The organism is Chryseobacterium endophyticum, from assembly GCF_056333165.1.
The window spans coordinates 232,169-250,486 of record NZ_JBWGXE010000005.1 but is presented as its reverse complement, the minus strand read 5'-3'; the positions used below and the strand labels follow the sequence as shown (position 1 = coordinate 250,486).

General features: G+C 38.6%; 16 protein-coding genes. 8 read left to right on the top strand and 8 right to left on the bottom strand.

Features of this window, described 5'->3' with window-relative positions; translation table 11 throughout:
• On the bottom strand, positions 1–798 hold the full coding sequence (locus AC0N32_RS13485) for a hypothetical protein (RefSeq protein ID WP_476394373.1): 798 nt from the start codon (positions 796–798) through the stop codon (positions 1–3).
• 199 nt (positions 799–997) lie between these two features.
• Here AC0N32_RS13485 and glgP point away from each other — a divergent pair, with 199 nt between their 5' ends.
• Positions 998–2,662 carry an alpha-glucan family phosphorylase gene (glgP, locus tag AC0N32_RS13480; RefSeq protein WP_476394372.1) on the top strand — a complete coding sequence of 555 codons (1,665 nt, stop codon included), beginning with the start codon at positions 998–1,000 and terminating at the stop codon, positions 2,660–2,662.
• A gap of 45 nt (positions 2,663–2,707) precedes the next feature.
• Here glgP and AC0N32_RS13475 read toward each other — a convergent pair whose 3' ends face one another.
• Positions 2,708–2,893: a DUF6496 domain-containing protein gene (locus tag AC0N32_RS13475; RefSeq protein WP_476394371.1), complete on the bottom strand. Its 186-nt coding sequence runs from the start codon at positions 2,891–2,893 to the stop codon at positions 2,708–2,710.
• 12 nt (positions 2,894–2,905) lie between these two features.
• Complete coding sequence (locus AC0N32_RS13470; protein WP_476394370.1) at positions 2,906–3,379, bottom strand: hypothetical protein; 474 nt, start codon at positions 3,377–3,379, stop codon at positions 2,906–2,908.
• 119 nt (positions 3,380–3,498) lie between these two features.
• On the opposite strand from AC0N32_RS13470, the gene AC0N32_RS13465 reads away from it, so the two are divergent.
• The gene (locus AC0N32_RS13465; RefSeq protein WP_476394369.1) at positions 3,499–5,628 is read left to right on the top strand and encodes a S9 family peptidase; all 2,130 of its coding nucleotides are present in this window, start codon (positions 3,499–3,501) and stop codon (positions 5,626–5,628) included.
• Between the two features lie 343 nt (positions 5,629–5,971).
• Here AC0N32_RS13465 and AC0N32_RS13460 read toward each other — a convergent pair whose 3' ends face one another.
• Positions 5,972–6,217, bottom strand: coding sequence for a hypothetical protein (locus tag AC0N32_RS13460; protein WP_476394368.1), 246 nt, complete (start codon positions 6,215–6,217; stop codon positions 5,972–5,974).
• 82 nt (positions 6,218–6,299) lie between these two features.
• On the opposite strand from AC0N32_RS13460, the gene AC0N32_RS13455 reads away from it, so the two are divergent.
• From AC0N32_RS13455 to recG, 6 genes are all read left to right on the top strand, one after another.
• Complete coding sequence (locus AC0N32_RS13455; protein ID WP_476394367.1) at positions 6,300–7,955, top strand: peptide MFS transporter; 1,656 nt, start codon at positions 6,300–6,302, stop codon at positions 7,953–7,955.
• Between the two features lie 131 nt (positions 7,956–8,086).
• Positions 8,087–9,592, top strand: a complete 1,506-nt coding sequence (locus AC0N32_RS13450) for a peptide MFS transporter (RefSeq protein WP_294234217.1) — start codon at positions 8,087–8,089, stop codon at positions 9,590–9,592.
• 62 nt (positions 9,593–9,654) lie between these two features.
• Positions 9,655–10,650: a PDDEXK nuclease domain-containing protein gene (locus AC0N32_RS13445; RefSeq protein ID WP_476394366.1), complete on the top strand. Its 996-nt coding sequence runs from the start codon at positions 9,655–9,657 to the stop codon at positions 10,648–10,650.
• Between the two features lie 22 nt (positions 10,651–10,672).
• On the top strand, positions 10,673–12,184 hold the full coding sequence (locus AC0N32_RS13440; RefSeq protein WP_476394365.1) for a peptide MFS transporter: 1,512 nt from the start codon (positions 10,673–10,675) through the stop codon (positions 12,182–12,184).
• 38 nt (positions 12,185–12,222) lie between these two features.
• Positions 12,223–12,756, top strand: a complete 534-nt coding sequence (locus tag AC0N32_RS13435) for a thioredoxin family protein (protein ID WP_476394364.1) — start codon at positions 12,223–12,225, stop codon at positions 12,754–12,756.
• Positions 12,757–12,829: 73 nt separating this feature from the next.
• Positions 12,830–14,914 (top strand): ATP-dependent DNA helicase RecG, encoded by a 2,085-nt coding sequence (gene recG, locus AC0N32_RS13430; protein WP_476394363.1) that lies wholly within the window; start codon positions 12,830–12,832, stop codon positions 14,912–14,914.
• A 497-nt stretch (positions 14,915–15,411) separates the two neighbouring features.
• Here recG and AC0N32_RS13425 read toward each other — a convergent pair whose 3' ends face one another.
• From AC0N32_RS13425 to dapA, 4 genes are all read right to left on the bottom strand, one after another.
• Positions 15,412–15,855, bottom strand: coding sequence for a response regulator (locus AC0N32_RS13425; RefSeq protein WP_476394362.1), 444 nt, complete (start codon positions 15,853–15,855; stop codon positions 15,412–15,414).
• On the bottom strand, positions 15,852–16,430 hold the full coding sequence (locus AC0N32_RS13420; RefSeq protein WP_476394361.1) for a helix-turn-helix domain-containing protein: 579 nt from the start codon (positions 16,428–16,430) through the stop codon (positions 15,852–15,854). The genes AC0N32_RS13425 and AC0N32_RS13420 overlap by 4 nt, the downstream gene beginning before the upstream one ends.
• A gap of 292 nt (positions 16,431–16,722) precedes the next feature.
• Complete coding sequence (locus tag AC0N32_RS13415; RefSeq protein ID WP_476394360.1) at positions 16,723–17,229, bottom strand: GNAT family N-acetyltransferase; 507 nt, start codon at positions 17,227–17,229, stop codon at positions 16,723–16,725.
• A 138-nt stretch (positions 17,230–17,367) separates the two neighbouring features.
• Complete coding sequence (dapA, locus tag AC0N32_RS13410; RefSeq protein ID WP_476394359.1) at positions 17,368–18,240, bottom strand: 4-hydroxy-tetrahydrodipicolinate synthase; 873 nt, start codon at positions 18,238–18,240, stop codon at positions 17,368–17,370.
• Between the last annotated feature and the right edge of the window lie 78 nt (positions 18,241–18,318).

Sequence of the window (18,318 nt, the reverse complement as noted above, 5' to 3'; positions counted from 1 at the left end):
TTATTTTATACTCGTGATATTTCCGCAAAGATTCTCAAGATGAAAAATTTTATGGAAAGGGCTTTTAACCTGATGCAGATGTTCCTTATCCTGAATAAAGGTGTAGCGGGAAGCGATAGAATTCATATCCGATACGATCACCAGCCAGCATTCATCTACTGAAGTGTCGTAATAAGGGAATTTTTCGTTCTTTTTCTGAATAAGTTCAAGAATTTTTTCTGAACACAGCTCATCAAAAAGACTCATATTATATTCGTGGGTAATAAAAACATTTCTTCGGTGAAAGGATTTTCTCAAACTTTTCACACAGCCTACTGGTTTTCCGCGCCTGATGCTTTTATAGATATCCTGAATAATTTCCTGTTGGTTTTCCAGGGTATCAGGTCTGATATTTGAGTGAAATTCTAAAAAATAAACACCACGATATTTCGTAGTGTCTTCCTGTTCCAATAATATTTCTGCCTGACGGAAAATTTTGTTTAAGCTGCTCTCAATCTTTTTCATTTCAAGATGATTGATCACTTCGGTGAGCTCTATTCCGATCTTTTTGTTGTTGAATTTTGCGATGAAATCGGGGCTTTCGCAGGTTAAATCTTCAAATTTAACTTCAGGAAAATGATGCATAAAGGAGTTGAGCAGCAGAATTTCTGTCTTCTTCTTGTACTTTTCACGGTCATGAAGAGGAGATTCATCGATTGTACGATGATATTTCTCGATCGGCTTTTTCTTCAAATGCCGGTTCAGGTAATATAAGCTTAGATTCTTAATTAAATCTTCATCAGAAAATGCTTTTTTCATGTGCTTATTATTTTTTGTTATGGAACACATAAAACTTCAGCTTCCAGGTCATGAAGTTTTGATTATCAAAAATTTATATTCTAAAGTTAAATAAAAAAACGGTCACAATTATTCTTTTAAAAATAATTATCCAATAATTAACATATAGTTTACTTTCATATTTAATACCTTTGATCTTTCAAATATAAAACTGTGATGCATGGATTTTAGAAACTTTACAATGCCTTTTGGCATCAATCCCAAATATTCTAAAAAAGTAGCTTATTTTTCAATGGAATTTGCCCTGGAGCAGGTTCTGAAGATCTATTCCGGAGGCCTCGGATTTTTGGCAGGATCTCACATGAGAAGCGCCTATAATCTGAAACAGGATCTGGTGGGCATTGGCATTCTCTGGAAATTCGGATATTATGACCAGGCCAGAAATCATGATCAGACCCTACAGCCTGTGTGGACCAAAAAAATGTACAGCTTTCTGGAAGATACCGGGATAAAATTCCAGATCGAGATCCACAGTGCTCCGGTTTGGGTAAAGGTATATTACCTGGATCCTGAAATCTTCCATACGGCACCCATGTTTTTTCTTTCTACGGATGTTCCGGAAAATGACCATGTTTCTAAAACCATCTGTCATAAACTGTACGACGCCAACGAATCGACCAAACTTGCCCAATATATCCTCTTAGGAAAAGGCGGCGCAAAGCTCCTGGATGAAATGAATCTGGACAGAGACATTTATCACCTTAACGAAGCGCACGGGCTGCCTGCCGCATTCCACTTACTAAAAAAATACAACGGCAATCTGAACAGGGTAAAAGAAAAGCTGGTTTTCACAACACATACTCCCGAGGAGGCAGGAAATGAAAAACACAGCCTGAGACTCTGTTACGAAATGTCTTATTTTTCAGGTTTCAGCATGGATGATGTGAAAAAAATCGAAGGTTCCGGCGACGACCGTTTCAACCATTCTTTATGCGCTTTAAAAATGGCCCATATTGCAAACGGCGTTTCGCAGCTTCACGGTGAAGTATCGAGAGCCATGTGGAGTAAATATGATGGTATCTGCGAAATTACTTCGATCACCAATGCGCAGGAATTTAAATACTGGTCGGACAAACCGTTATACAATGCCAAAGACGAAAACGATGAAACCGTTTTTGATTACCGTAAAAAACACCTTAAAAAGAGACTTTTTAAAATTGTTGCCGACCAGACCGGTAATCTTTTTAATCCAAATATTTTCACGATCGTATGGGCCAGAAGATTTGCGGGTTATAAACGCGCAGACCTTCTTTTGCAGGATAAGGAAAGATTTTACAGACTTTTGAATCATCCTAAATATCCCGTACAGATCATCTGGGCAGGAAAACCTTACCCGATGGATTACTCCGCAATCTCTGTCTTCAATTACCTGGTAGAAGAGAGTAAAAACAATAAAAATATGGCCGTACTCACCGGATACGAACTTTCTTTAAGCAAATCGCTGAAGCAGGGTTCCGACCTTTGGCTGAATAACCCGAGAGTCCCGAGAGAGGCTTCAGGAACTTCCGGAATGACTGCCGCTATGAACGGATCCGTGAATCTATCCACCGACGACGGCTGGATCCCGGAATTTGCAAAACAAGGAGAAAATTCTTTTGTAGTACCTAAAGGCGATTACCAGAATATGAGTGTCTATGAGCAGGATAACTACGACATGAACAAATTATATGAAATTCTTGAAAACGAGATCATTCCCGCTTATTACGACCATCCGGATAAATGGAGAAAAATCCAGTACAATTCGATGAATGACGTAAAAGACCAGTTCAACAGCGACCGGATGGCGGATGAATATTATCAGATTATGTATAACTATAAAGGATAAAAATAAAAACGGCATGGAAAAATTCCATGCCGTTTTTATTTAATCTTATTTCTTTTTTTGTTTAGGGACTTTTAATCCTTCTTCTTTCGCTTCAGAAATACCAATGGCTACTGCCTGTTTTCTGCTCTTCACTTTTTCTCCGGAAGATGATTTCAGCTTACCTTCCTTGAATTCGTGCATCACTTTCTCTACTTTTTCCTGAGCTTTTTCTGAATATTTGGTTTTGCTCATAATATTATATTTTTAAGATTTTGGTATCGAAACTCCGATCTCATATACCTTAGCATGTTTCAGGTATTTTGAACGTTCTCTTGAAGTGACCGACTCAAAATGATCATTTTTAATCACCACGATCGGGTCTTCCGTATTTTCTATTTCGAAATTAGCGATATACCTCTCATCCGGAGGCGATTGGGTAAGTTTTGCTTTAATCTTCTGCAACTCATCTGCATATTTTCTAAACCCGGGATCGGAAGAGTGAATGAATCTATACTCGGCACCGGCGTCTACAAAATAATGCAGTTTTTTTTCTAATAGATTCGCTTCATTACAGATTACAGGATTGTCATTCCCATCTTTAAAACCTACCTCTACCAATTCTCCATTTTTTTTACTTGCACATTCCTCAGCATCTTTATAGCTTGAAAAACCTGTATATACAATCCTGTCGTCCAGTTCGTATCGGTTTAGTTTTTGGTTGAAAGCATTCGTTTCCATAATTATTATATAATTTGATTATGCTTATCAATATTCAATTCTTTTGCCAAAAACTTGTTACAAAATGCTTTTTTTCGACACTTATAAAATTATTATATTTGAATTCTTTAAAATTAGAAATGAAAAAATTCTTAATAACATTTACCATTGCGGCAGCTTTTCAGAGTTTATCCGCTCAGGAAATCACTTTAGACAAAATATATTCAGGATATTACCGCGGAAAAGGTATCGCCGGGATCACTTCCATGAAAAACGGCGAAAATTACCTGGTGATCGAACAGGGCGGCATCGCCAAATATTCCTATAAGACCTCTCAGAAAGAAGGAAATATCGTAGACGGACAGTTTGAAAGCTATGAATTTTCGGATGACGAATCTAAAATTCTTTTGTTAAAAGAAAGTCAGCCTATTTACAGACATTCTTTTTTGGGTAAATTTGAGGTAAAAGACCTGAAGTCCGGAAAAGTAATGAGCCTGAATAACGGGAATACTGTACAAGAGCCGAGATTTTCCCCGGATGCGACAAAGGTTGCTTTTGTTTCGGACAATAATTTATTCTACCAGGATCTGAACACCGGAAAAATTACCCAGATTACCACAGACGGAAAGAAAAATTCCATTCTGAACGGCCTGGCAGATTGGGTGTATGAAGAGGAATTCGGACACGCAAGGCAATATGAATGGACCAAAAACTCGGATGCTATTGTTTTCGTAAAATCCGACGAAAGCCAAGTCCCTGAAATTTATATTCCGATTTACGGAAAGACCCTTTATCCTACGGAAATGCGGTACAAGTATCCGAAAGCCGGAGAAAAAAATTCGGTGGTTTCCGCCCAACTCTACCGTCTGGACAATGGGAAAACGATGCCGCTGAATTTAAGAGCCTTTAAGAATTATTATATCCCGAATGTATTCCAGACCGCCAAAGCGGATGAGATTGTCCTAATCACTTCGGAAAGAATCCAAAATGCGTCAGATGTGTTAAAAGTAAATACCAAAACCGGAGCGGTGCAGAAGTTATTTACCGAAACCGACGAAAAGTGGATCGATACCGACAGTCCTACACTGGAATTCCTGGAAGACGATTCTTTCCTGTGGGCTTCTGAAAGGGACGGCAACCGCCATTTGTACTGGTATGACAAGGACGGCAGGCTGAAAAAGCAAGTAACGAAAGGCAATTGGGAAGTAACCGATTATTACGGATACAATCCGAAGTCAAAGGAAATTTATGTGCAGACCACAGAGAAAGGGAGCATCAATAAAGTGGTTTCTAAGGTAAATATCGAAAACGGAAAATCCCAGCTGATCTCCAATGCGGAAGGTAACAACTCCGCCAATTTCAGCAAAAATTATAATTACTTCATTGAAACCTCTTCCACCGCCGCCAAGCCTTACACTTTCGTGCTGAAAGACGGGAACGGAAAAGTGGTAAAAGAGCTTCAGAACAACGAGGCGCAGCTTCAGAAACTTAAAGCTGACAGCTTTGTGGAAAAAGAATTCATTACCATTCCAAATGCTGTCGGAGACCAGATGAACGCATGGATCATCAAACCTAAAAATTTTGATAAAAACAAAAAATATCCGCTGTTCATGTTCCAGTATTCAGGACCGGGTTCCCAGCAGGTTTCCAATTCCTGGGACAACGGAAACGGGATCTGGTTTGAAATGCTTGCCCAGAAAGGGTATGTCGTAGCCTGTGTGGACGGCCGCGGGACAGGGTATAAAGGCGCTAAATTCAAAAAAGTGACTTATATGGATCTTGGAAAATACGAAATCGAAGACCAGATTACCGCTGCCAAATGGTTCGGAAATCAGCCTTACATCGATAAAACCAGGATCGGGATGTTCGGATGGAGCTTCGGAGGGTACATGACGAGCCTTGCCATGACCAAAGGAGCCGATGTCTTCAAAATGGGAATCGCTGTAGCACCGGTGACCAACTGGAGATATTACGACTCGGTATACACGGAAAGATTCATGAGAACGCCGCAGGAAAACCCGGACGGATATGATAAGAACTCTCCTACCGAATACGCCAATTTACTGAAAGGTAAATTCCTCCTGATCCACGGAACGGCTGACGACAACGTGCATTTCCAGAATTCCATGGAGTTTTCCGAAGCTTTGATTCAGAATAAGAAGCAGTTTGATTTCATGGCCTATGCGGATAAAAACCACGGCATTTATGGTGGACAAACCCGGCCGCAGCTGTATCAGAAAATGACGGATTTTATTCTGGAGAATCTGTAACTTTAAACAAATTATAAATAAAAAATCCGATTTTCTTACTGAAATTCGGATTTTATTTTCTGTCTTTCCACTGCTCTGGATTTCGAGAAGTGTGGAAGATTGAATATATTTCAATTCGATTTTCCTTTTCATCATAAGTAAAATGAATCCCATAAGGAAATTTTTCAGGAAAAGTATTCTTTGACGGTCATATTTAATTTCAAAAGTCAAAGGATTTTCTTTAATAAAATTAATCTTTGATTGAAATTCTTCCTTAAATTGGTTCCATAACTTTTTATCAATTTTTTTGTACCAGTCATGTATCTCTTTTAAATCATCTTTTACAAAATGGCTATAAATTAATTCAGCCTTCATTTTCCAAATCTTTTAAATAATCATTCATTTCAGATTCGGAAACAAAACTCAGAGGATTATTACGGGCATATTCTGCTCTTTTTCTCACCTCGTCTTGTTGCCATTCGGGAATTTCATTTGAATTTGCTCTTCGGTGTTTGTCTTTCAGAAAATCTATAAAATCATTTACCTCACTGTAAAAACTTTCAGGCAGTGATTCAAGATTTGCTTTTATTTCATTAATTGTAACTTCCATTTTTCATCTTTTTACCCAAAATTAATAAAATTCAATTATTCTTTTTAAAATTCTATATTTGTGAAATTTGAAATTTGACACTATGAAAACTAAACATCCTAAGGGATTGCCCTTCCTCTTCTTTACGGAAATGTGGGAGCGTTTCGGGTATTATCTGATTCTCGGAATTTTTGTGTTGTACGTCATTGAACCTACCGGCGCAAAAGGCGGTCTCGGACTTCCCGATAAAACGGCAGACGATATTTTCGGAACTTATATCGCCCTTACCTATTTAACGCCTTTCATCGGAGGTTTTCTTGCGGACCGGGTATTGGGATATATCAAATCCATCTATATCGGCGGTATTCTGATGGCTGCCGGATATATCGGAATGGGGGTTTTCAAGGACCTGACGTTATTTTATTCTTCTTTAGCATTAATTATTATCGGTAACGGTTTCTTTAAGCCTACCATTTCTACGCTGTTGGGAAATCTGTATTCGGAGGAACCTTACAAAGCCAATAAAGATTCCGGATATAATATTTTCTATATGGGAATCAATATCGGGGCGTTTATCTGTAATATTATTGCGGCCTTTATGCGGAATAAATTCGGCTGGGGCGAAGCGTTTATTACCGCCGGAGTCGGGATGCTGGTGGGATTGGTGATCTTCACCATCGGCAGAAAGCATTACCTTCATGCTGCCCAGATGAAGCCGGTACAGGAGGGTGACACCAAACTTTCTGAAATTTTACTTAAAGTTTTCTTACCCGCCATCATCGCAGGCGTTATCGGATGGATCATTCCCGGAAACATCTTTGGCAGCGACAGTACCGACGCCTTCATTTTTGCGTGTATTCCGGTGATTTATTTTTATGCTTCGTTGTATTTCAAAGCGAAGCCCGAGGAAAAATCATCTATTGGGGCACTGTTATCGGTTTTTATGATCAGTATGTTTTTCTGGGCGGTGTTTAAGCAGAACGGAACGGCTTTAACGAGATGGGCAAATTATTACACCGACCGCAGTGTTCCCGCTTCTATGGAAAAACCGTTGGAAAGCATTTATATGGTGGACGGGAAAAGCTATGAAGACAAAGAAGTTCCGGTGTACGACGATCAGTTCCAGTCGCAGAAAGATAAAGAGGGAAAAACCATTAAAGTTCAGGGCAAGGATGTTTATTTCAAAAATATATCACCCGAACAGCGTGCAGAGCTGGAAAGCAATCCCGCTAAAAAAGTTTACCTGTACAACACGGAATTGTTTCAGTCGATCAATCCGTTTTGGGTAATCGCCTTAACACCGGTGATTGTCGGTTTCTGGGCACTGCTGAGGAGAAGAGGAAAAGAACCTCTGACACCGACAAAAATTGTCCTCGGACTTTTTATCTCCGCATTGTCCTGTCTGGTCATGGTATTAGCCGTCTGGGCGGGCAACAATGGTTTTGTAAAGGTTTCGCCCTGGTTGCTTGTGGCAAGCTATGGAGTGATTACCGTCGGAGAACTGTGCTTATCCCCGATGGGACTTTCTTTTGTTTCAAAGCTTTCTCCGGTAAGATTTACCGCCCTGATGATGGGTGGATTTTTCCTGGCCAATTCCGTTGGAAACAAACTTTCCGGAATTCTGGCAAGCACCTGGTACAATTACGACAATAAAATGAACTATTTCCTGGTGAATTTCGCTCTATTGATCTTTGCTACTCTTCTGGGACTTTCCATGCTGAAAAGACTGAATCGAATTATGAAAGAAAAAGGGCATTAATAGCAATTCTATACAACAAATCAAGCTGCAGAAACCCTCTGCAGCTTTTTTATTGAATTATAAAATTAAAACCTTGCCGAAAACACAAAAAAAACTATATTTGTCAGTCTTAACAAAAATTAACAATAGAAATGGATACAGTTCAGCAAAAAGGACATCCTAAAGGACTCTACCTTCTGTTTATGACAGAAATGTGGGAACGTTTTTCTTACTATGGAATGCGTGCTATTTTTGTACTTTACATGACAAAAGTACTCCTTATGGATGATGCCAATGCATCGGAAATTTACGGAAGTTATACAGGATTGGTTTATCTGACTCCTCTTTTGGGCGGATACCTTGCCGACCGCTTCCTTGGCAACAGAAGAAGTATAGAGATTGGGGGATTATTAATGGCAATTGGGCAGTTTATTTTATTCTTCAGTGCTTCAGCAACCGGTGCCAGTGCTGTAACGTTAATGTGGATGGGGCTTACCATGCTTATTATTGGAAATGGTTTCTTTAAACCGAATATTTCTACAATGGTAGGACAATTATATCCTCAGGGAGATCGTAGAGTGGATTCTGCTTTTACGATTTTTTACATGGGAATTAACCTTGGTGCTTTTATGTCTCCTCTTATCTGCGGAACATTGGCTGAAAAGGTAGATTTTAAATGGGGTTTTCTTGCAGCAGGTATAGGAATGCTTATCGGTTTGGTTACATTTATTACACAGAAAAATAAAGTGTTGGTAGATGCAGAAAATCAACCGATCGGGATGCCGAAGAATAAATTTGGCATTGCTCAGGTAGCCATGGTCTTAGGATCAATCGGGCTGATATTCTTCCTTATGAACTTCAAAACTATGTTCAACAGCGACCTTGATGTGATAGGATATCTGATCTATGGTGCGATGATCGTAATGCCTCTTATCGTATTAACTGATAAAAGCCTTACCAAGGATGAAAAGGATCGTATTATCGTTATATTTATCCTCGCTTTCTTTGTAATTTTCTTCTGGGGTGCTTTTGAACAGGCTGGTGCTTCCTTAACAATCTTTGCCGACAGACAGACAGACCGTAATTTATTCGGATGGGAAATGCCTGCGAGTTATTTCCAATCAGTAAATGCTTTGGCAATCTTACTTTTAGCCCCTTTATTTTCTTCATTCTGGTTAAGATTGGGAAATCGCGGAAAAGAACCTTCTTCTCCTAAGAAAATGGGATATGGTTTGGCTTTGATTTCAGTTGGATACGCTGTTATTGCTTATGCCGTTTATGGTTTAGGACTGATGGATAAGGTTTCTATGTTTTGGCTGATCGGATTATACGTAATCCATACTATGGGAGAGCTTTGTCTTTCTCCAATTGGTTTGTCAATGGTTTCAAAATTATCACCAGTACGTTTTTCATCTTTACTTATGGGAACATGGTTCCTTGCCAATGCGGCAGCCAATAAATTTGCAGGAACTTTATCTGCATTGATTCCTGGTGGCGGAGAAAATGGCGCTGCTGCAAAAACGACTTCATTTTTAGGATTTGAAATCTCAAATTTATTTGATTTCTTTATTGTTTTCGTTATCATGTGCGGTGTAGCTGCGGTGATTCTTTTTGCAATGAGCAGATGGCTTGAAAAGAAGATGCACGGAATTAAATAATAAAATAATATACAATGTATCGGGTAAACCTCTGCCAAGTCAGAGGTTTTTTTTATTTTCGTATGATGGAAATTTCTGAGGATTCTTTATTTCAGTCGGTAAAAGAACTTATCATACAGTCGCGCGAAAAGATGTTCCGTGTGGCCAATTCTACCCTGCTGCTTACCTATTGGCAGATCGGAAAACTGATTGTAGAGGATGAGCAGAAAGGAAAAGAACGTGCGGAATACGGAAAATATACCCTGAAAAATCTTTCTAAAAGGTTAACGCTGGAATTTGGAAAAGGGTTTGATGAAAGTAATTTAAGAAACATGAGATCTTTCTATCAGGCATTTCCAATATGTGACGCATTGCGTCACGAATTGAGCTGGACCCATTACAGACTGTTAATAAGGTTTGACAATGAGGATAAAATCAACTACTACATCAGCGAATCCATTCAAAATAACTGGAACTCAAGGGACCTAAAACGTCAGATCAACGCTCTGGCTTATGAACGGGTGCTGGAACATACGAAAAACACAACAGAAACGATTCATAACGTACTTAAAGACCCCTATATTTTTGAATTCCTCGGATTAAAGCCGGATGAAAAGATTTCTGAAAAAGATCTTGAAACTGCCATTATAGATCACATCCAGAAATTTTTACTGGAATTCGGGAAAGGTTTTGCTTTCGTAGCCAGGCAGCAGCATATTGCCACCGATACTTCCGATTTCTATATTGATCTTGTATTTTACAATTATATTTTAAAATGCTTCGTTATCATCGACCTGAAAACCGGTGAGCTTTCCCATCAGGATATCGGGCAGATCGATATGTATGTACGAATGTACGACGATCTTAAGCGCGGTGAAGGCGATAATCCTACAATAGGAATTTTATTATGTTCTGAAAAGGACGAAACCATTGTTAAATACTCCGTCCTCAATGACAAAAACAACCTTTTTGCCAGCAAATACCTTCTCTATCTTCCAAAAGAAGAAGAATTAAAACAGCTCATCGACCAAGACCGCATCCGTTTTGAACTGAATCAGGATGACCAACCCAACCTTTAATTAAAAATTCCATCATACAACTATGAATTTAACTTTAGACGAAATACAGAATTTTAAAGGAAAATACCCGAGACAGATCTGGAGCCTTTTCTTTTCTGAAATGTGGGAACGTTTCTGTTTCTACGGAATGAGGGGAATGCTCGTTTTCTTTATGATCTCACAACTTAATTTCCACGAAAAGGAAGCTAATCTGCAATACGGCGCTACCCAGGCTTTTGTGTATGCTTTTACTTTTATCGGAGGTCTATTTGCCGATAAAATTTTAGGCTTCAGGAAATCCCTGTTCTGGGGTGGACTTCTGATGATCGTCGGAAGCTTGATCCTGGCAGCAGATCCCCATCAATTTTTCTTTTTAGGTATTGCATTTACCGTTGTAGGGACCGGGTTTTTCAAACCTAATATTTCATCAATGGTAGGGCAGCTTTATAAACCCAATGACTCTAGAGCCGATGCGGGTTTTTCACTCTTTTATGCGGGAATTAATTTGGGAGCCCTTCTCGGAGGATATCTGTGTATCACAATTGGGAAAGGTGAAATTTTAGATCATCTGATTCCTAAAGCTTTAAGATGGAATGTTGCTTTTGGCCTTGCTGCTATTGTAATGGTTATAAGTTTAATCAATTTTGTTTTTACCCAAAGAAGCCTAGGAACGATCGGACTTCAGCCTGGACATCCTGAAAACGAAGTAAAATCTGAACCTATGCCGAAATGGAAAGAATATGGCGTTTATGTTTTATCCCTGATCTTTGTGCCGATTATCATGGTCATGGTAGCCAAAACGGAATACACTGATTATTTCATGTGGACCGTTGGGCCTTTGACGCTTATCTATTTATTTTATGAAATGACCAAAGTGACGCCTTCAGAACGTAAAAAGCTTTGGGCAGCATTGGTTTTCATCCTGTTCTCGATTCTGTTCTGGGGAATTTATGAGCAGAGCGGAGGTTCGTTAAGCATTTTTGCCGCTAAAAATTTAAATAAAGATTTACTGGGATTAGATCCAAACGGGGTCAACAATTCCGGAGGAGCATTTTTCATTATTTTCCTTGCACCATTGATCGGACTCTTGTGGATCTGGCTGAGTAAAAGAAAAATCGAACCGAATACCATTATTAAATTCGGACTAGGATTTATCTTTTTAGGATTAGGATATTACATCTTGTTCGCCACAAGATTTTTTGCAAATCTTCAGGGAATTACTTCGCTGAACTTCTTTACAATCGCATTGCTTGTAATTACTTTGGGAGAACTGTGTCTTTCTCCTATTGGATTATCGATCATGACAAAACTTTCTACCAAAAACCTTCAGGGAATGATGATGGGCATGTGGTTTCTGGCTTCTGCCTATGGGCAGTACGTAGCGGGAATTATTGGCGCAGGACTTGCCACAGCAAAAGAAGGTTCTACCAATTATGATGCTCTGATCACTTATACCGATGGATACAAACAATTGGGATTATATGCCGTAATTGCCGGAGTTGTTTTAATTATCATTTCTCCTCTTGTAAAAAAATTGATGCAGGACGTGAAATAGAACACTTAATTGCTTACTTTTACTTAAAATACCAAATCATGAAAAAGGTAATAAGCATACTCTGCCTGTTTTTGATGACGTTCAGCTTTGCCCAGGTAAAGTGGATGACGATGGAAGAGGCCCTTAAGGCACAGAAGGAAAATCCAAAAAAAATACTGATCGATTTTTATGCGGACTGGTGCGGCCCGTGCAAGATCATGGATAAAAAAACCTACGGGCATCAGGTGATTGCCGATATTTTAAATGAAAACTATTATCCCGTAAAATTCAATGCGGAAGAAAAGAAAACCATTGAGATCTTCGGCAGGAAATTTTCCAATGACAATAAGGAACATAGAAAAGGACGGAATTCCCTGCATGAATTTACCCAGTATATGAATGTAGGTGCTGTTCCGAGCACGGTATTCCTGGATGAAAAAGGAAATCCGATAACGATTCTGCAGGGTGAGCTTTCAGCCAAAGAACTGGAACCTTATCTTGAGTTTATCTGCAAAGACCTTTTCAAAAAAATTCGTTCCCGGGAGCAGTGGGAAGATTACCAGAAAAAATTCAAATCGAAAATAAAAGATTAAACCCTACAAAGACTTTCAGATCCGAAAGTCTTTTTTAATTTCTAATTTTTCCCGAAATTCGTGGTTCTTTAAAATGACGTTAGAAACTTCCATAGAATACGTAAAAGGGATCGGTCCCGAAAAAGCCAAACTTATCAAAAATGTATTGGGAATTTCTACGGTGGAAGATCTCCTGAACTTCTTTCCCATCCGTTACCTGGATAAAAGCAAAGTGCACAAAATTGCCGAGTTAAGCGATCTGACGACCGATGTGCAGCTGAAAGGCAGAATTACCAATGTCCAGGAAATACAGACCGGAAAAACGAAAAGGCTTTCGGCCAAATTCAATGATGATACAGGTTCGATGGATCTGGTCTGGTTTCAGTATTCGAAATGGCTGAAAGAGCAGCTTCCGATAAACAAGGAAATCTTTATTTTCGGGAAGATCAATGTCTTCAACCATCAGTTTTCCATGCCGCATCCGGAGATTGAAGTGGAGGAGAAAAAAGATACTGAAAAAAGACTGAGACCCATTTATCCAAGCTCGGAAAAATTAACCAAACGAGGACTGAATCAAAGGTTCTTTCAGATTGTTATAAAAAATATATGCCGGGAAATTCCGAATCTGATCTATGAGAATTTTCCGGATTACCTCATGAAGGCATTCAAGTTTTTATCGAGACAGCATACGTATCTTAATATCCATTTCCCGAAGGACATGGAGCATTTTGAGAAAGCCAATTACCGTTTGAAATTTGAAGAATCTTTCTTTTTCCAGCTGGGATTCGGCTTGAAGAAGCTTCATCATAAAACGCACACCGCAGGAAATCCGTTCCCGGTGATCGGGGATTATTTTAATGATTTTTATGGACATCATCTTCCATTTGAACTCACTGGTGCCCAGAAAAGGGTACTGAAGGAAATCCGTATGGACATGAAACGCCCGATCCAGATGAACCGATTGCTGCAGGGAGACGTAGGATCCGGAAAAACCATGGTTGCCCTTCTTACGATGCTGATCGCCAAAGATAACGGTTTCCAGAGCTGCATTATGGCGCCGACGGAAATTCTGGCCCAGCAACATTACAACGGCATCAAGGAGCTTTTGGAAAATACGGAAGTCAGCATCAGACTGCTCACGGGTTCTACCAAAAAGTCGGAACGCAACAGGATCCATGAAGAGCTGGAAAACGGGGAACTTTCGATTTTGGTGGGAACCCACGCCATTCTGGAGGATAAAGTCAAATTTAAAAATTTAGGACTTGCGATCATTGACGAGCAGCACCGCTTCGGCGTTGCACAACGGGCAAAATTGTGGGCTAAGAATAAAATTCCGCCCCATATCCTGGTGATGACCGCCACCCCTATTCCACGCACGCTGGCCATGAGCTTTTATTCCGATCTCGATGTTTCTGTCATTGACGAGCTGCCCATCGGCAGAAAGCCGATCATTACTGCGCACCGAAGAGAGAAAGACCGGGCGTATGTATACAATTTCTGCCGTGAGGAGATTCAGAAGGGCCGCCAGATTTACTTTGTGTATCCTCTGATTGAGGAATCCGAAACCCTTGACTACAGGAACCTGATGGAAGGAATGGAAAATATCATGGATAATTTTTCTAATTATAATGTAACAATGCTCCACGGGAAAATGAAACCCGATGAAAAAGATGCTGCGATGAATTATTTCGCTTCCGGCAACGCCCAGATCATGGTGGCAACTACGGTAATCGAAGTCGGGGTAAATGTTCCGAATGCTTCGGTGATGGTGATTGAAAGCTCGGAAAGGTTCGGTCTTTCACAGCTTCACCAGCTGCGTGGACGCGTGGGCCGTGGCGCGGAGCAAAGCTACTGCATCCTGATGACTTCCGATAAATTGTCTAAAGACAGCAGGACCCGTATCAAGACTATGGTGGAAAGCACCGACGGCTTTAAAATTTCCGAAGTCGATATGCAGCTCCGGGGTCCGGGAGATATTCTCGGTACTCAGCAAAGTGGTGTGGTAGATTTCAAGAAACTGGATCTGGTCAACGATTCGGCAATTATCAGGGCGACGAAGAATACCGTAGAAAAAATCCTGGAGGCCGATCCTCTGCTCGCAAGACCGGATAATCAAATCATTAAGAATTATTATCTGAGAAACTATAAAGGGAAAAACAAATGGAGTAAAATTTCATAAAAAAACCGCGAAAAGAACTAAATCTTTACGCGGCTCCCCTTATAAAACTGTTATTTGAAGAAATTACTTTAATTCAGCAATATTTTGTGATGTGGTGTGATGAGATATATTATAAAATGAAATGGTGTCTGCTAAAAAAGTAAAAACAAAATGAATTATGTTTCCAATTGCTTATTTATAAAAACTAACTTGGCTGCTAAAGAACAAAAGGAAATTCATTCTTCGGCTTTCGAGTTTTCATGATTGTACCGTTTTGTTTAAAGATCTTCTGCGCTTATCATTGGAAATTTATATAATTCATTTTGTTTAACTAACATTGTGATTTATATAATTTAGTTTATTTTTGAATCTACTGCTAATCAATTAGTTTTATTAAAATCAAAACCAATTAATACATAAGTAAGATTTTTTCTCCAATTATTTTCACCTCTTTGTGAAGCTTGGTTTACAAATATAGAACTTTAATTCTAATTGCAAAATAATTAGCCTCTTTTTTTTCACACTTTCATGATAAAATTATTTTTATTGAGTCCTGCTGTGTGATATTGCCAGGTTACGGAAATAATATCCGTTACACTTTTTTTCATATCTTTATAATTATCAGGCTTTTTCATTAAGACATTGGTTCCAGCCACGAAAATTTCCTCTTCTTCGGCCGCTGACAGATTTTCAGAATATATTATTGTGGTCAGGTGATCAAATTTGGGATTGGATTTAATTTCTGATAAACAATCCAGGCATGTTTTTCCCGGAATCCGGTAATCCATAAATAAAACTTCTTCAACCATAATATTCTGCCGGAGATAATCCATCAATTGGTTACTGGTAGTAAAGGTTTTAATTTTACTCGGAATTTTGAAGTCCTGTAATATTCTTTCTAAAAGAATGAGATTCCCTTCATCGGCATCTGCTAATATGACATTCAGATATTCCTTGGTCATATTGCCCGGGAATATTGATGATCGTACTGACGTGCTTTTCTTCTTAAGGCTATAATCTTCTGGAATTGCGAAGGCGTAATGCCGGTCATGTTCTTAAACTGGGCACTCAGGTGGGCAACGCTGGAGTAATTCAGCTTCCGGGCTATTTCCGTAAGATTCTGCCGGCTGTTGATAATGAGTTCTTTTGCATACTCAATTTTCTGAATAATAATAAAATTCTCTATCGAAGTATTCGCCACTTCCGAAAAAAGACTGGAAAGATAGCCATAACTGTGATTGAGTTTTTCAGCAATATAGATGGAGGCCTTCACCGGAATGGTCTCATCAGAACTTATGATTTCAGAGATAGCGTCTTTTATTTTCTGAACGAGTGCCGTTTTCTGATTTTCGATAATCTCGATTCCGTAATCCTCCAGATTTTCCCTGAAAGCTTTGCACTGTTCCTGCGTAAGAGATTCACAGAGCTCTACTTCGCCGAAATTGAGGAGTCTGTATTTAACTCCCTGGTCTTTTAGTTTTTCTTCCAATACCTTTCTGCAAAGTGTATTGAAATCAAATTTTACATACATTTTCATCCTTATTATATGTATTTAATGTTTAGGGTAAATATAATATTTTTATATCAATTATAAGTGATATACCAAAAATTTTATATTTCTTACATACATATAAAAAAATCCCTGCATTAATAATACAGGAATTTAAACACTAAGGATGAAAAAAATATACTGATAAAAAGCTGAAATCAGCTTAAAACCAAGCATATGAATATTTTTTATATAACATAATTCGGATCTGGTACAAAGATGAAAAAAATAAATACATCACGTTTTATAGAATTATAATTAAATCTTATAAAATACGATGTTATTTCTTGGAGGTATAATATTCCATTTCATAATCATCCATGACAAAACCCTTTCCGATATCGACTACGACTTCCTTATAAATCATAAAACCCTGAGATTCATAAAAGTTTCTTGCACCATTCTGTTTGTTTACATTTAAAATAATTCTGCTGTCAGAACTTTCAGAAACTTTTTTCTTTAAAAAATCCAATGCTTTTTTACCGGTGCCTTTTCCTTTGCTTTCGGGAACAAGATAAATCCGGTGAAGTTTTGTAGTCTCTTGTCCGTAACCGTTTTCATACCCCAGAAATCCTTCAAATGAATGATCTGTTTCATTAAAAATCAAATAATAATGATAATCCGGATTTTGTAAATGATCTTTTATTTCTTTCTCGGAATACATTGTTGTCAGCATATATTCTATTTGTTCGGCTGAGAGTATTTCGGCATAAGCACTTTCCCACGACCTTCTAGCCAGATCCCGGATCAATGGGATATCATTTTCGGTTGCTTTTATAAATTCCATTTTCTTATTTACATTCTGATTAAAAAGGGTGAAAAGACTTTGCCTTTTCACCCGTATCTGTTGATTTACTGTCAATTTAATAATGATCTGCTATCAAGTACAAAATTGCTCTCATCAAGACATGATCGACAATTTACTTTATATATTTGCCATCTCCGCTTTTATTTTTGCATAAAGCCCTTCTGATGCAGGAACTAATGGAAGCCTCAGATAGTTTTTAATGATGCCTTTCTCCGTTAAAATTACTTTAATCCCGCAGGGATTTCCTTCTGCAAAGATCAGTCTTGTGATGTCAACGAGTTTATTGTGAATGTCATAGGCTTCTTTTACCTTTCCGTCAAATGCAAGCTGTACCATCGTCGAAAATTCTTTCGGATAAGCCTGAGCAATAACAGAAATCACTCCGTTTCCTCCTGCTAAAGTCACCGGAAGGGTAAATTCATCATCTCCTGAAACAAGATTAAATCCTTCAGGTTTTTTTCTCAAAATATCAAAATACTGCAGAATGTTCGGTGCAGCCTCTTTAATTAAAAACAAATTCGGAAATTCTTTTGCCAGACGCAAAGTGGTTTCAGCTTCAATATTCTGTCCTGTTCTTGACGGAACGTTATAGATAATAATATTTTTACCTGTAGAAGCCAAAGCTTTGTAATGCTGATAAAGCCCTTCCTGATTCGGTTTATTGTAATATGGAGAAACGGAAAGCACGGCTTCAAATGCAGAAAGATCTGTTGTCTCAATTTGTTTTTTAACTTCGAGCGTATTGTTCCCTCCGATTCCCAAAACCAATGGAAGACGTTTATCATTCACCTTAATGATATGCTCCACCACCTGTTTCTTCTCTTCTGCAGAAAGCGTTGCCGCCTCAGCAGTAGTTCCCAAAACAACTAAATAATTGGTTCCGTTTTCGATGTTGTATTCTACTAATTTTGTCAAACTTTCGAAATCTACCGATAAATCTTCACTAAAGGGTGTTACCAACGCAACACCAACTCCTTTTAAAATGCTCATCTGTTAGAAATTATTTTTTTCAAATTTAACAATTTACCCCAAGAATTTATTATAAATAATAATGTTTTATTATACATA